We start from the raw sequence: 12,398 nt of genomic DNA on the forward strand, positions 1-12,398 counted from the left end.
CCTCTGTCCTATCTTTACATCGTAAAGATATCCGTACAGGCGCGCAGCGCGACGGTCAAGCAAAATCTTTACAGTGTAAAAATTGCGCCTTATAAGAATCGGCATGACCAGATTGTCCAAAGAAAACAAGGCAAGTCCCGTCGCCAGGCGCGCCGGGCGGGTGGCCAAGGCAACGGTGCAGCGCGCTCCTGCTGGTCGCCGGCGCGCCGCTGATACGCCCTATCATCACGGCGATCTCCACGACGCGCTGCTGAAAGCCGCCGAGCGCGTGCTGGAGCGCGACGGGCTTCCGGGCCTGACGCTCCGCGCGGTGGCGCGCGAGGCCGGCGTCTCGCACGCCGCGCCGACGCATCATTTCGGCGATCTCACAGGGCTGCTGAGCGAGCTCGCGGCGATCGGCTTTCAGCAATTCGGCGCGGCGATGGCGGCGGCCGGCGCGTCCGGAACGCTGCAAGAGAAGGGCATGGCGAGCGCCAAGGCCTATGTCGCCTATGCGCAGGCCCATCCCGGCATGTACGGGCTGATGTTCCGCAACGAGCGCCTGGATTACTCACGCCCCTCGCTGCACGAAGCGTCCGAAGCCTCGTTCGCAGGCCTGTCCCGCGCCGTCGGTGCCAACAGGCAGGAGCAGATCGCAAAGGACGCACTGACGCTTGATCAGGCCGCCGCGATCGCAGCCGCCTGGTCGACGGTGCATGGCTTCACGATGCTGCTGCTCGACGGGCGCCTCAGCAAGATCATGAGCCTGCTGCCCGAGGGCACCACGCCGGAGACGCTGTTGACCGCGATGCTGCGGCTCGGCGGGCGGCATCGGCCGCCGGCGCCTTAGGCCGACGCAAAGCAACCCTTGCCGTGCTCGCGCGTTGAGCCGGCATGGCAAGATCCCCGCGTGCCCCCTGGAAACGGCCCAATCCGCGCAAGCGCGCCGGCAAGGCTTCCAAGCATTTGTCGCCGGCGAAGAAGGCCGTCGCGAAAGCGAGCGCGCGCCGGGCTGGTCGCCACTACCCGAATCTCGTGGACAACATGCGCATGGCAGCGAAGACGAAGAGCAAGACCTCGCCGAAAAAACGCGCGGCGCACAAGAGTGCGTCCGCGAAGAAGAGCAAGAAGCGCAAGACTGCGAAGAAAGCGAAGAAGCGCGCCGCCAGCATGCGCGAAAAGGATCCGCGGGGCGGCCTCACCGCAGCTGGCCGCAAGGCGTTCGCGAAGAAGCAGGGCGCCCATCTCAAGCCTGGCGTCACGAAGAAAGAGTCCGACATGACGCCGCAGGAGATGCGGCGCAAGGGCAGCTGGGCGGTACGCTTCTACGGCCGCAAGCAGCTGCCGCCGCTGGTCGATGCGCGCGGCCGGCCGACGCGCCACGCGTTGTCGGCCCATGCCTGGGGCGAACCGGTGCCGAAAACGGTTACCGCCGCGCGCCGGATCGCGGCCAAAGGCGAGCGGCTATTGGCGCGCTACAAACGCGCCAGGCAAAAGGCTAGCGCTTGATCAATTCGCTGGTCCGGCCGCTCTGGCCGACCGTCCTGATCTCGTCCTTGCCGCATTTGAAGTCGCGCGCGACATCGTCGGCGGCCTTGCGGGCGAGCTCGTTGGCGTTGGGATTGGCGATCGCGTCGACATAGGCGACGTGGCAGACCGGTCCGGGCCCGAGACGAGTCACCACCAGCATCGCCTTGGTCTTCGGACGATCGTTCTTGTCGAGGTCGGCGCCGTCGGCGATGTGCCAGCGTTGGATGATCGCGAACGGCTTGCCGTTCTGCATCCGCCACTCCACCGTATGCTCGCTCGAATTGAACGGGCCGAACCAGACTTCGGCGGCCGGTTCCTTGGCTGCTGCCATTCGGTTCCTGCCGACCGAGACGATCTCGCGCAGATCGTCCTCGCTGATCAGCACCACGAGCCCGGCCTTGCCGGGGCAGACCCGCGTGGTGCTGCCGTCGAGCTCGCTCGGCCTGCCGATCATGCGGCAATCCTTCGGCGCGGTGGAGGTGTAGAGACTGCCGAAGGATTGGGCGGATGCCGCGCCGAGACCCATCAGCAGGACCGTCGCGACCGTTGCAAATCTGACGCAATTCATCGGAAAAATCCGTGTTCCCTGGCGCTTCTCTTGGTCTGACGTGAGCAATCTGGGGAAGGTTCAAGAGATCGGCGCGAAACACCTGACAGCGGCGCGGATTCGTCCTAGAAGAGCGGCTTCGCAATTTCTCCGTTTGACCAGCGTGTCCGTCAGCTAACTCCTCATGCCCTCCGTATCTCCGAACAAGCCCTATCGCGTCGGCCGCTCCCGTACCGGGTTAGGCCTCTTCGCCACCAAGCCGATCAAGAAAGGCACCAAGATCATCCGCTATTTCGGGCCGATCCTGGATTCGAAGAAAAAGGAAGAGGACGAGATCGAGAACAAGTACCTGTTCGAGCTCAACAACCGCTGGACCATCGACGGTTCGGTCCGCGAGAACATCGCCCGCTACATCAACCACGCCTGCCGGCCGAATGCGGAATCCGACGTCAAGCCGCGCAAGCGCAAGGTGTTCATCCGCGCCATCAGGAACATCGAGCCGGGCGACGAGATCAACTACGATTACGGCACCGATTACTTCAAGGCCTATCTGAAGCCGATCGGCTGCAAGTGCGACGCCTGCGAGAAGAAGCGCAAGAAGAAGCGCGCCGAGGCGAGGGCGGAGCGCGTGCGGCTGAAGGAAAAGGCCGAGCGCAAGGCGCAAAAGCAGGCCGAGAAGCTCGCCATGGAAAAGGCCAAGGCGAAGGAAAAGGCGAAGAAGAAAGCCGCCAAGGCTGCGACCAAAGCCAATGGCAAGCTCAACGGCAAGCACCTGAACGGCCATTCCCTGCCGAAGGTCCTGGGCAAAAAGGCACCCGCTGCGAAGCGCGGCTCGGCACGGGCGCTGCACGCCTGAGGCGTGCGCGGCCCCAACGCAGACATCCCCTCGATCCCTTAGTGCCGTCGCGGTCCAAGGCGCGGCACAGTGACCCCGTCGCGGGGCGCGATCGTTCACGCCAAAGTTAACAGGTAAACTGCAAAGATCATCTTTACAGTTTACCTTCATATCCATTATCCCAACCCTTATGAACAATCCGCCAGCCAGTGCCGGCGCGGCGCGCACGTCCGCGCTCGCTGAAGACCTTCGTCTGCTGATCGGAACGCTGAAGCGCCGGCTGCGCGAGCAGGGGCAGCGGGAGGATCTTCCGCCATCCCAGGTCGCGGTGCTGCTGCGCCTCGAAAAGCATGGACCCGCGACCGTGTCGGCTCTCGCGCGATCGGAGGGGATGCGGCCGCAGTCGATGAGCGCGGCGATCTCCGCGCTGGAGGCCGCCGGCATGGTCCGCGGCGCGCCCGATCCCGATGACGGCCGGCAGACCATCATGTCGCTGACCGACACGTGCCGCGAGCGGCTGCGCACCGCCCGCGCTGCGCGACAGGATTGGCTGTCGCGCACCATCGCCGCAAAACTGTCGCCGCGCGAGCAGCAGGAACTCGCCGCCGCGGTCAGGCTGTTGAAGCGGCTGGTCGAGGAGTGATGCCGCAGACCCGCTCGATGCAAAGGACTCCACGCGCATGAACTGGCTTGACCTCATCGCCTACTTCTTCGGCGGCGCTTTCCTCACCAACGCGATCCCCCACGTCGTCGCCGGCATGATGGGTGAGCCGTTCCAGACACCGTTCGCAACGCCGCGAGGCGAGGGTCTTTCCACATCGACGGTCAATATCCTCTGGGGCTTCTTCAACCTGCTCATCGGATATCTCCTGATCTGCCGTGTCGGCGATTTCGCACTGAGGAGCACCAGCGACGTCGCCGCAGCCGCGTTTGGCGGCCTCCTGATCGGCCTGTTCCTGGCGCGGCGGTTCGGGCGGTTTCACGGCGGCAACCAACCGCAGCGCCCATGAGACGCACGTTCCGCTCGCTCCGCATCTTCAACTACCGCGTTTGGGCGGCCGGCGCGCTGGTGTCCAACATTGGCTCGTGGATGCAGCGCGCTGCCCAGGATTGGCTGGTTTTCACCGAGCTCACCGATCACAGCGCGGCCGCGGTCGGCATCGTGATGGCCTTGCAGTTCGGCCCGCAGCTGCTGCTGATGCCATGGTCCGGCTTTGCCGCGGATCATTTCAACCAGCGCAGGCTGCTGATGGCGACGCAGGCGACCATGGGCGTGCTCGCGCTGATCATCGGGCTGCTCACCGTCACCGGGCTGGTGCAGCTCTGGCACGTCTATGTGTTCGCCTTCCTGTTCGGCTGCAGCGCGGCGCTCGACGCCCCGGTCCGCCAGACCTTCGTCGCCGAGCTGGTCGGAGATGCCGATCTGTCGAATGCGATCGCGCTGAACTCGACCTCGTTCAACGCCGCGCGCATGGTCGGACCCGCGGTCGCCGGCCTCGTCATCGCCTCCGTCGGTACCGGCTGGGCGTTCCTGTTCAACGGCGCATCCTTCATGGCGGTGCTGGCGTCGCTGTCGCTGCTGCGCAAATCGGAGCTTCGGCCCAATGCGCGCGCGCACCGCGCCAAGGGCAGCGTGCTGCAGGGCTTTCACTATGTCTGGGGCCGCGCTGATCTCAGGGCGACCCTGATCATGCTGTTCCTGATCGGGACCTTCGGGCTCAACTTTCCGATCTTCATCTCGACCATGGCGGTCGGTGTCTTCCACAGCGACGCGCGCGGCTTCGGCCTGTTGTCCTCGATGATGGCGGTCGGCACGATGTCGGGTGCGCTGCTGGCCGCAAGCCGCGAGCGGCCGAAATTCACTTCGCTGCTGGCGGGCGCTGCGATCTTCGGCCTCGGCTGCACGCTGGCTGCGCTGGCGCCGGGCTACTGGCTGTTCGCCGCCGCGCTGGTCGTGATCGGCGTCGCCGCGCTGACTGTCATGAACACCTCGAACGCGCTGATGCAGCTCTCGACCGAGCCCGCGATGCGTGGCCGGGTGATGGCGCTGCGGCTCGGCGTAGCCCTTGGCGGCACGCCGATCGGCGCCCCGATCGTCGGCTGGGTCGCAGATCATCTCGGCCCGCGCTGGGCCCTTGGCGTCGGCGCGGCCGCCGGCTTCGCAGCCGCCATTGTCGCAATTGGCGCGCTCGCCCGATTCCGCGGCGAAGCCGAGCAATACGCACAGAGAAGCGAGGTCAACCTCGGCAGCGGCGGCGAGGGCGGCGCTGTCAGCTGAACTTTTGCGGGGTGGCCGGCGACAAAGGGCCTGACTCCATGCGAGGTTGCCCATGCCGTTCGTCCGAATCCTGCTGATCCTGCTCGCGCTCGCCTCGCCGGCGCTGGCGCAGGATGGTGCGCGCAATACGGCCGCCGCCAAGGAGGCCGCGCAGGCGTTCAGCCTCTATGTCGAAGGCGTCGCGAAAAAGGGCGGGCGGCCTGATCTGACCCGGCCGGAGGTCGCCGGCTTGCTGAACCGCATCTACGATCTCGACGCGTTGAACGCGCTGCCGCCGGCGCAGGCGAACGATATCGCGTGGATGCTCGATTGGATCGACGCGGCCAACACGGCCAGCAAATTGTTCACGCGCTTCGGCTCGAAGCCGGGGCCGCAGCCCGACATGGACGCGCTCCAGCGCAATTTCACCGAATACGAGGACCAGTACGCCGCGGCGACGAGCTTCATGATCCGCGGCCAGGCGCGCGAGGCTGTCGTGATGAAGCTGTTCTGGGCGAGCCTGCCGCCGGAGAAGCGCACGCGCATCCGCGAGGAGGGGTTTTTGAAGGCCCGCAAGGGCATGGCCGAGTACGTCCTGACCGCCATCTGCTCCGCGGTCGAGAGTGGCAAGCCCGCCAATGCCCGGCTCGTCGCAGCCGCCATCCGCGACACCGGCGAGGTCTGGGCGGAGGCTTTCTTGCCCGAGGATCGGGTGCAGGTGATTGCACAGCTCGCCGACCTCTCCAGGACCGTGCGGGACGAGATGGCGCGAACCGATGTTGCCGCCTTCAGGTCGGCGCTGAAGGCGGCGAACTGATCGAACCTCTTGCAGCCTGCGCCGGCGTCTCCTGTCATTGCCACCTTGCAGTTCTGCGAGGTGACCTCACCACAAAACCGCGCTAGCCTCGTTCGGACAAGAACAAGAGGAAGCGCCAATCGTGTACGACTTCATTATCGTGGGCGGCGGCTCGGCGGGGTCCGTGCTGGCCCACCGGCTCTCCGCCAGGAGCGCCAACAAGGTCCTGCTGTGCGAAGCCGGACAGGACACACCACCGGGCAACGAGCCGGCCGAAATCAGGGACAGCTATCCCGGTACCGCCTATTTCGATCCGCGCTTCCACTGGACCGAGCTCAAGGTCACCACGCAAGTCGTCAGCCACAATAATCCGCACGAGGCCCGTCCGCCGTTGCGCAAATACGAGCAGGCGCGCGTGCTCGGCGGCGGCTCCTCGATCAACGGCCAGATGGCCAACCGCGGAGCGCCGACTGACTACGACGAATGGGACGCGCGGGGCGCCGAGGGCTGGACCTGGGCCGACGTGCTGCCCTTCTTCAAGAAGGTCGAGCGCGACCTCGATTTCGACGGTCCCTACCACGGCAAGGACGGCCGAATTCCAGTGCGTAGAATTCCGCGCGAGCACTGGACGCGGCATTCGGAGGCGTTCGCGCAAGCCTTCCAGCAGGCCGGCCATCAATACCTGGCTGATCAGAACGGTGAGTTCGTCGACGGCTATTTCCCGGTGACGCATTCCAACCAGGCCGAGCAGCGCGTCTCGGCCGCGATGGGCTATCTCGATCGCGACACGCGCAAGCGCGCCATCCTCACGATCTCCACCAACACGCAGGTGAGGGAGCTCTTGTTCGACGGCACACAATGCGTCGGCGTGAAGGCCGTGGTCGATGGACGCGCGCAGGAATTCCGGGGACGCGAGGTCATTCTCTCCTCTGGCGCGATCCATTCGCCGGCGCATCTCTTGCGCGCCGGCATCGGCCCAGTCGGCCACCTCAAGGAGTTGGGCATTCCCGTGCTGATGGGCCTGCCGGGCGTCGGCCAGCGGTTGATGGATCATCCCTCGATTTCGCTGTCGTCCTTTGTCCGCCGCGGCGCGCGCATGACCGACAACGAGCACACGCGGCGCCACATGCAACTGGGCCTGCGCTATTCGTCCGGGCTATCAGGCGTGCCGAAGGGCGACATGTTCGTCGTCCTGCTCTCTAAATCGGCCTGGCACGCGGTCGGCGCGCAGATCGGCTCGGCGCTCACCTTCGTCAACAAGACCTATTCCGAGACCGGACAGGTCAAGCTCGCCTCGCGCGACCCCGCCGCCGAACCGATCGTCGAGTTCAATCTGCTGTCCGACCGGCGCGACCTCGATCGCCTGATGAGCGGCTTCCGCAAGATGGCGGCGATCCAGATGAGCGACGCCGTCAAGGCGGTGACCGACAAGCCGTTCCCCGCCGCCTATACCGACAAGGTCCGCAAGATCGGCGTCGTCAATAACAAGAACAGGATCCTGACCAAGATCGCCGCGACCCTGATGGACGGGCCGGCAGCGCTCCGCCACTACCTGATCGACAATTTCGTGGTCGAGGGTTTCAGCTTCGATGACGTGATCAACGACGACGAGGCGCTGGAAGCCTTCGTGCGCAAGGCGACCATCGGCGTCTGGCACGCCTCCTGCTCATGCCGGATGGGCCTGGCCAGCGACCCCATGGCTGTCGTCGACAACCAGGGCCGGGTCAAGGGCATCCAGGGCCTGCGGGTGGTCGACGCCTCGATCTTCCCGGTGGTGCCCTGCGCCAACACCAACTTTCCGGTGCTGATGACGGCGGAAAAGATCGCAGCCTCCATGCAGTGATCCCGCACTTTCGGCGGGCGGGATCATCCGCCCGCATGAACCTTTCCCGCGGTCGGGCGCACCAACGGCGCGTAGCTCCTCAAGACGAAGGAATGCGCGATGAAGGCGATCAAGGCATCGATCTGTGTTGCGGTGACGGCGCTGGCGCTGAGCCTGTCGCTCGGCGCGCCCTCCCATGCGGAGCAGGATGAGGCGACAGCGCTCACCCGGCAATCCAAGGAACTCTATCGGGTCGGCAAGTACAAGGAAGCGCTGCCGCTGGCGCAGAAGCTGGTGGCGCTGCAGGAGAAGACGTTCGGCCCCGATGATGCAGAGATCGCGATGCCGCTGAACGACCTCGGCACCATCCACTACAATCTCGGCCAGTACGCCGTTGCCGAGCCGCTGTACAAGCGCTCGCTGGCGATCCGGGAGCGGACGCTGGGTGCGGATCATACCGAGGTCGCCCAGGTGCTGAACAATCTCGGCGAACTCTACCGCTCGGAAGAGCGCTATGCCGACGCCGAGCCGCTGCTCAAGCGCGCGATCGCGATCCGCGAGAAGGCGCTCGGGCCCAACGATCCGAGCATCGCGCAGCCGCTGAGCAATCTGGCCGCGCTCTACAGCAACCAGGGCCGTTACGACAAGTCCGTGCCGCTGTTCAAGCGGGGGCTCGCTTTGCTCGAGAAGGCGAACGGCAAGGACGACCCCGAAGCCACGGTGCTCCTGAGCAACCTCGCCGATGCCTACACCAATCAGCGCCGCTACGCCGATGCCGAGAAGCTGCTGAAGCGCTCGATCGTCATCACGGTGAAGGCGTTCGGCCCCGACCATGCCGATGTCGCGCAGGGACTGAACAATCTGGCCGCGCTGTATGCGCGCCAGGGCCGCAACGCCGAAGCCGAGCGGTTCTTCAAGCAGTCGGTGGTGACCTTCGAGAAGACGCTCGGTCCGAACCATCCGGAGCTTGCGGGCGTGCTGGACAATCTGGCCGGCCTCTACAAGGACCAGGGCCGCTACGCCGATGCGAAGGCGCTCTTCATGCGCTCGGCGGCCATTCGCGCGAAGGCGGGTTCGGCGAGCTGACTGAGATCATGCGCAAATAAGACTAAAGCGCGATGACGATTTTCATCGCGCTCTAATGCTCGACCCGGTACAGCCGCCATTTCTTCGGCACGCCCTTGAGCAGGTGACTGCCGCGATCCCTGAAGCTGACGTCGGACTCCGACATCAGCTCCTTGACCGCACTCGAAGCCAGCACCTCGCCGGCGCGCGCCTTCGCGGCGACGCGTGCGCCGATGTGAAAGGCGAGGCCGACCACGTCGGCCCCGTTCCGCTCGTATTCGCCCGCATGCAGCCCGACCCGGATCTCCAGCCCCAGCGTGCGCACGGCGTCGCGGATCGCGCCCGCGCAGCGCACGCCTGCCGCCGGCTTGCCAAACGTCGCCAGCACGCCGTCGCCGGTCGTGACGATCTCCTTGCCGCGCAGCGTCTTCAGCTCCTTGCGGACGGCGGCGTAATAATGATTCATCACCTGGGTCCAGCGCGCATCGCCGAGCCGCGCGGCTTTTTCGGTGGAGCGGACGATGTCGACGAACAGGATGGTGGCGAGCGCCTGCTTGAGCTCGGCGCCAGACGTGGCGGTGCGGCGCCGGTTCGCGATGCTCCCGCTCAGCGGTTCATAACGATGGCTGCGCCGCTTCGCGATGGCCGCTTTGGCATACTGCTGGGCCGCGTCGACGTTGCGGCAGCGAATGGTCTTGTCCTGCGGCAGGCGCGTCCAGTAGACCTTGCGCGCAGCTCCAACGCCAAGCACCTCCACCGCGCCCCATTTCAGGAAAACCGTCGCGCCGGTCCGTCGAATGCACCAGGCCTTCGACGTGTATCCGGACACGTTGGTCTGATGGACTCCGATGCGAAGGAACTTTGGCATGAACGTGCGGCCGATTGCGTGACCGTTTGTGAGGGAGGTCTGGTCCTACCTGGGGTAAAGCGTAGTCACACAGTCCCGCCTTGGCAACAGGACGTTCATTCGAAAATTGCCCATGGCATCTCGTGTTGATGCGCGTTCGCCATCAACCTCGCGACGGTGCCATGACGTCTGCCTATGCTGCCGGGCAGTGACAGCGACGCTACTTACTAAGCGTATGTGTCTCGAACCCGGTTTCTTGCGGCGGCCCAGCCAATCCTCCTACGACGCCTTCCTTCAGGCGCGGCATGAGGATCTGTTCGCGGAACCGTTCCCAGCTTTCCTTCGTGTCGTGCACCGCGATCACGGTCCAGCCACCCGGTGTGGGCCCCGCGGTGTGGAAAATCTGACCCGTCGGAAGGCCCGAACTTGGATGGACGGCGGCGATCGACTTCTCGTACTGATCTTTGGTGCCGCCGGGGAAGTAATGAATGATCGCGTAGGCCATGATTGCTCTCCAGCTGATCAAGCAAGCCCCTCGTGTATCGTAGTTCAGGAGTGTTGGTGCGTCACGCGGAACGTTCAATAGTCGCAACGATAAGGCCGAAGCGATCGCGGCCAGCCGATTCATGTGCCCACGCGTTAGCCACCCGGCCTGTGCGCCGATGCCGGCAGTGGCGCGTTGCCGAAATCGAGCGTCGAGCGTTGCAGGATCGTGCCGCGCTCGTCGATGACGAGGCGGAGCCGCCGGCGCTCCGAGAAGAAGGTGAGCCGGTGTCTACCGGTATCAGCGTCGGTGCCGCGCTCGGCCAGTGTCGTGATCTTGCCGGCGCGTAGGCCGGCTTTCAGCTCCGGCAGCGCGAGGCCGAGACCTTCGGCGACGATGGACGCATCGACCTCGAACGCGCCGTCGTCGAACGCGATTCTGCTCATGCCGCCCTCGCAGGCGAGCGCGGCGGCCGCGGTTGCCAGGCACATTCGGCCAGCGTGGTGCCGTCGAGCTCACGCATGAAGGCTTCGCGCGCCGAGGCGAGCTTTGCTTTCAGCCGGCAGCGCGGCGTGAGCATGCAGCCGCCGCCATCGTCGCGAAAACATTCCACCAGCGCGCTGTCGCCTTCGAGCGCGCGCACGACCGCGCCGAGCGTGATCTCGGCGGCCGGCCGCGCCAGCGCAAAGCCGCCGCCGACGCCGCGCTGGGTGGTGATGAAGCCGCCATCGGCGAGGTCGCGCACCACTTTTGCGAGGTGATTGCGGGAGATCGCGAACTCGGCCGCGATCTCGCCCGTCGCAAACGAGCGGCCGGGCTCGCCGGCCAGCCGCATCAGGGTGCGCAGGGCAAAATCCGTGAACGACGTCAGGCGCATGGGAGGCTCTCGAAAATAGACCTTGGCGCACATGGTATAGCGCGCTAAATAAGCATTTGAAATACATATTTAGGGCAGAGATCGTGGAACCCATTGTTGCAGGCATCGCGCGCCGCGAGCAGATCGTGGCCGAAATCATGGAGCGGACCGGAATCACCGAGGCGATGATCGAGTGCCTGGTGCACGGCTTCTACGCAAAGGTGCGCCGCGATCCGATGCTGGCGCCGGTGTTCGACGCGAAGATCAGGGATTGGGCGCCGCACCTGAAACAGATGTGCGCGTTCTGGTCCTCGGTCGCGCTGATGACCGGCCGCTACCATGGCACCCCGATGGTCAAGCACATGAGATTGCCGGTCGATGCCGCGCATTTCGACCGCTGGCTCGCGCTGTTCGAGGAGACCGCGAGCGAGTTGTGCCCGCCGGAGGCGGCGGCACATTTCGTCGAGCGCGCGCGTCGGATCGCTGCGAGCCTGGAGATGGGTGTCGCCAGCGGGGCGGGCGTCATGCTCGGCGTCGGCGAACGCTACCGGCGGAGCGAAGGAGCGGTGCCATGAAGAAGGTCAAGGTGATCGCGCGCACCATCGACGGTTACGATCTCGGCAACGAGCAGGCTAATCCGTATTCGGGCAGCAGTCTGGTGCCGATGCTGGTGATCGGCTTGATCCTGACCCTTGCCGGAATGATCGCGGCGTTGGCGCTGGCCTGATTGCGTAGGATGGGTGGAGCGAAAGCGATACCCATCATCTCGCCGCGCGGCACGAAGTTGATGGGTATCGCTGCGCTCCACCCATCCTACGAACTTGCATCGTTTACGCGTTGCGATAGACCCGAAAGCAATGCAGCTTGCGGGAACAGTGCAATGACCGATGGCTTCCGCTACGCGATTGACCTGTTCTTGGCACTCGAAATTTATTTTCAGAAATTATCTTCCGATTCGACGAATTGAACTTGACGTCCACCCAAATCAGTGGTCTAATCCGCGCGTCTCACCCGACACGAGGGGCGCTCGCGAACGCCACGAACGTGGGTGAAGATGCGGTGGCCGCCGGGCGTGCGACAGGCGTGTGTGCGCAAGGCGGACGGTGAAGTCGTGTGGGCCTGCCGCCCCGATGCAGGTGGCAAGCACGCGAAAGGTCCAAAGCCGATCGCGGATGATGGTGGCACAAACGCAGAGTCTCACCAGGGCGAGCACGTATAAGCCGTAAAACCATCGCGCAGGGAAGGCCGGATGCCTCCGCCGAACCTGTATGCTCGCGTGCGCGCTTTTTTGTGCACGATTGCACGCGAGACCGCGGGTGCGGCGTGCACCCGGTCTTCCCTGCGCCCTCGCTATCGAGAGAGGGCGGAACGAGATGGACA

At 65.1% G+C, this 12,398-nt stretch carries 16 protein-coding genes; 11 read left to right on the plus strand and 5 right to left on the minus strand.

Features of this window, described 5'->3' with window-relative positions; genetic code table 11:
• The first annotated feature begins 112 nt into the window (after positions 1–112).
• Together JQ604_RS20790 and JQ604_RS20795 are read left to right on the plus strand one after the other, a co-directional pair.
• Positions 113–829 carry a TetR/AcrR family transcriptional regulator gene (locus JQ604_RS20790; RefSeq protein WP_433996269.1) on the plus strand — a complete coding sequence of 239 codons (717 nt, stop codon included), beginning with the start codon at positions 113–115 and terminating at the stop codon, positions 827–829.
• A gap of 200 nt (positions 830–1,029) precedes the next feature.
• Positions 1,030–1,488, plus strand: a complete 459-nt coding sequence (locus tag JQ604_RS20795) for a DUF6321 domain-containing protein (RefSeq protein ID WP_249158500.1) — start codon at positions 1,030–1,032, stop codon at positions 1,486–1,488.
• Here JQ604_RS20795 and JQ604_RS20800 read toward each other — a convergent pair.
• A complete protein-coding gene (locus tag JQ604_RS20800; RefSeq protein ID WP_212360701.1) occupies positions 1,478–2,077 on the minus strand; it encodes a hypothetical protein in 600 nt (199 codons plus the stop codon). The two genes, JQ604_RS20795 and JQ604_RS20800, sit on opposite strands and share 11 nt — an antisense overlap.
• A gap of 163 nt (positions 2,078–2,240) precedes the next feature.
• Here JQ604_RS20800 and JQ604_RS20805 point away from each other — a divergent pair, with 163 nt between their 5' ends.
• From JQ604_RS20805 to JQ604_RS20835, 7 genes are all read left to right on the plus strand, one after another.
• Positions 2,241–2,912: an SET domain-containing protein gene (locus JQ604_RS20805; RefSeq protein ID WP_212360705.1), complete on the plus strand. Its 672-nt coding sequence runs from the start codon at positions 2,241–2,243 to the stop codon at positions 2,910–2,912.
• A gap of 169 nt (positions 2,913–3,081) precedes the next feature.
• Positions 3,082–3,534, plus strand: a complete 453-nt coding sequence (locus JQ604_RS20810; RefSeq protein ID WP_212360708.1) for a MarR family winged helix-turn-helix transcriptional regulator — start codon at positions 3,082–3,084, stop codon at positions 3,532–3,534.
• 37 nt (positions 3,535–3,571) lie between these two features.
• Positions 3,572–3,901: a hypothetical protein gene (locus tag JQ604_RS20815; protein ID WP_212360711.1), complete on the plus strand. Its 330-nt coding sequence runs from the start codon at positions 3,572–3,574 to the stop codon at positions 3,899–3,901.
• On the plus strand, positions 3,898–5,169 hold the full coding sequence (locus JQ604_RS20820) for an MFS transporter (protein WP_212360714.1): 1,272 nt from the start codon (positions 3,898–3,900) through the stop codon (positions 5,167–5,169). Before JQ604_RS20815 ends, JQ604_RS20820 begins: the two co-directional genes overlap by 4 nt.
• A gap of 52 nt (positions 5,170–5,221) precedes the next feature.
• Positions 5,222–5,965: a hypothetical protein gene (locus JQ604_RS20825; protein ID WP_212360718.1), complete on the plus strand. Its 744-nt coding sequence runs from the start codon at positions 5,222–5,224 to the stop codon at positions 5,963–5,965.
• Between the two features lie 121 nt (positions 5,966–6,086).
• Positions 6,087–7,787: a GMC family oxidoreductase gene (locus JQ604_RS20830; RefSeq protein ID WP_212360721.1), complete on the plus strand. Its 1,701-nt coding sequence runs from the start codon at positions 6,087–6,089 to the stop codon at positions 7,785–7,787.
• Positions 7,788–7,886: 99 nt separating this feature from the next.
• Positions 7,887–8,852, plus strand: coding sequence for a tetratricopeptide repeat protein (locus tag JQ604_RS20835; protein ID WP_212360724.1), 966 nt, complete (start codon positions 7,887–7,889; stop codon positions 8,850–8,852).
• Between the two features lie 52 nt (positions 8,853–8,904).
• Here the strand turns inward: JQ604_RS20835 and JQ604_RS20840 are convergent, their stop codons facing one another.
• From JQ604_RS20840 to JQ604_RS20855, 4 genes are all read right to left on the minus strand, one after another.
• Positions 8,905–9,699: an adenylate/guanylate cyclase domain-containing protein gene (locus tag JQ604_RS20840; protein WP_212360727.1), complete on the minus strand. Its 795-nt coding sequence runs from the start codon at positions 9,697–9,699 to the stop codon at positions 8,905–8,907.
• Positions 9,700–9,898: 199 nt separating this feature from the next.
• Positions 9,899–10,183 (minus strand): hypothetical protein, encoded by a 285-nt coding sequence (locus JQ604_RS20845; protein ID WP_212360731.1) that lies wholly within the window; start codon positions 10,181–10,183, stop codon positions 9,899–9,901.
• A gap of 134 nt (positions 10,184–10,317) precedes the next feature.
• A complete protein-coding gene (locus tag JQ604_RS20850; protein ID WP_212360734.1) occupies positions 10,318–10,608 on the minus strand; it encodes a DUF6522 family protein in 291 nt (96 codons plus the stop codon).
• A complete protein-coding gene (locus JQ604_RS20855; protein ID WP_212360737.1) occupies positions 10,605–11,039 on the minus strand; it encodes an RrF2 family transcriptional regulator in 435 nt (144 codons plus the stop codon). The genes JQ604_RS20850 and JQ604_RS20855 overlap by 4 nt, the downstream gene beginning before the upstream one ends.
• Before the next feature lie 137 nt (positions 11,040–11,176).
• On the opposite strand from JQ604_RS20855, the gene JQ604_RS20860 reads away from it, so the two are divergent.
• Complete coding sequence (locus JQ604_RS20860; RefSeq protein ID WP_212360773.1) at positions 11,177–11,593, plus strand: group III truncated hemoglobin; 417 nt, start codon at positions 11,177–11,179, stop codon at positions 11,591–11,593.
• Entirely contained in the window at positions 11,590–11,745 is a 156-nt protein-coding gene (locus JQ604_RS20865; RefSeq protein ID WP_212360741.1) for a hypothetical protein, read from the plus strand. The genes JQ604_RS20860 and JQ604_RS20865 overlap by 4 nt, the downstream gene beginning before the upstream one ends.
• Positions 11,746–12,398: the final 653 nt, after the last annotated feature.

It is taken from the genome of Bradyrhizobium jicamae (assembly GCF_018130695.1).
Classification (GTDB): Bacteria; Pseudomonadota; Alphaproteobacteria; order Rhizobiales; family Xanthobacteraceae; genus Bradyrhizobium; species Bradyrhizobium jicamae_B.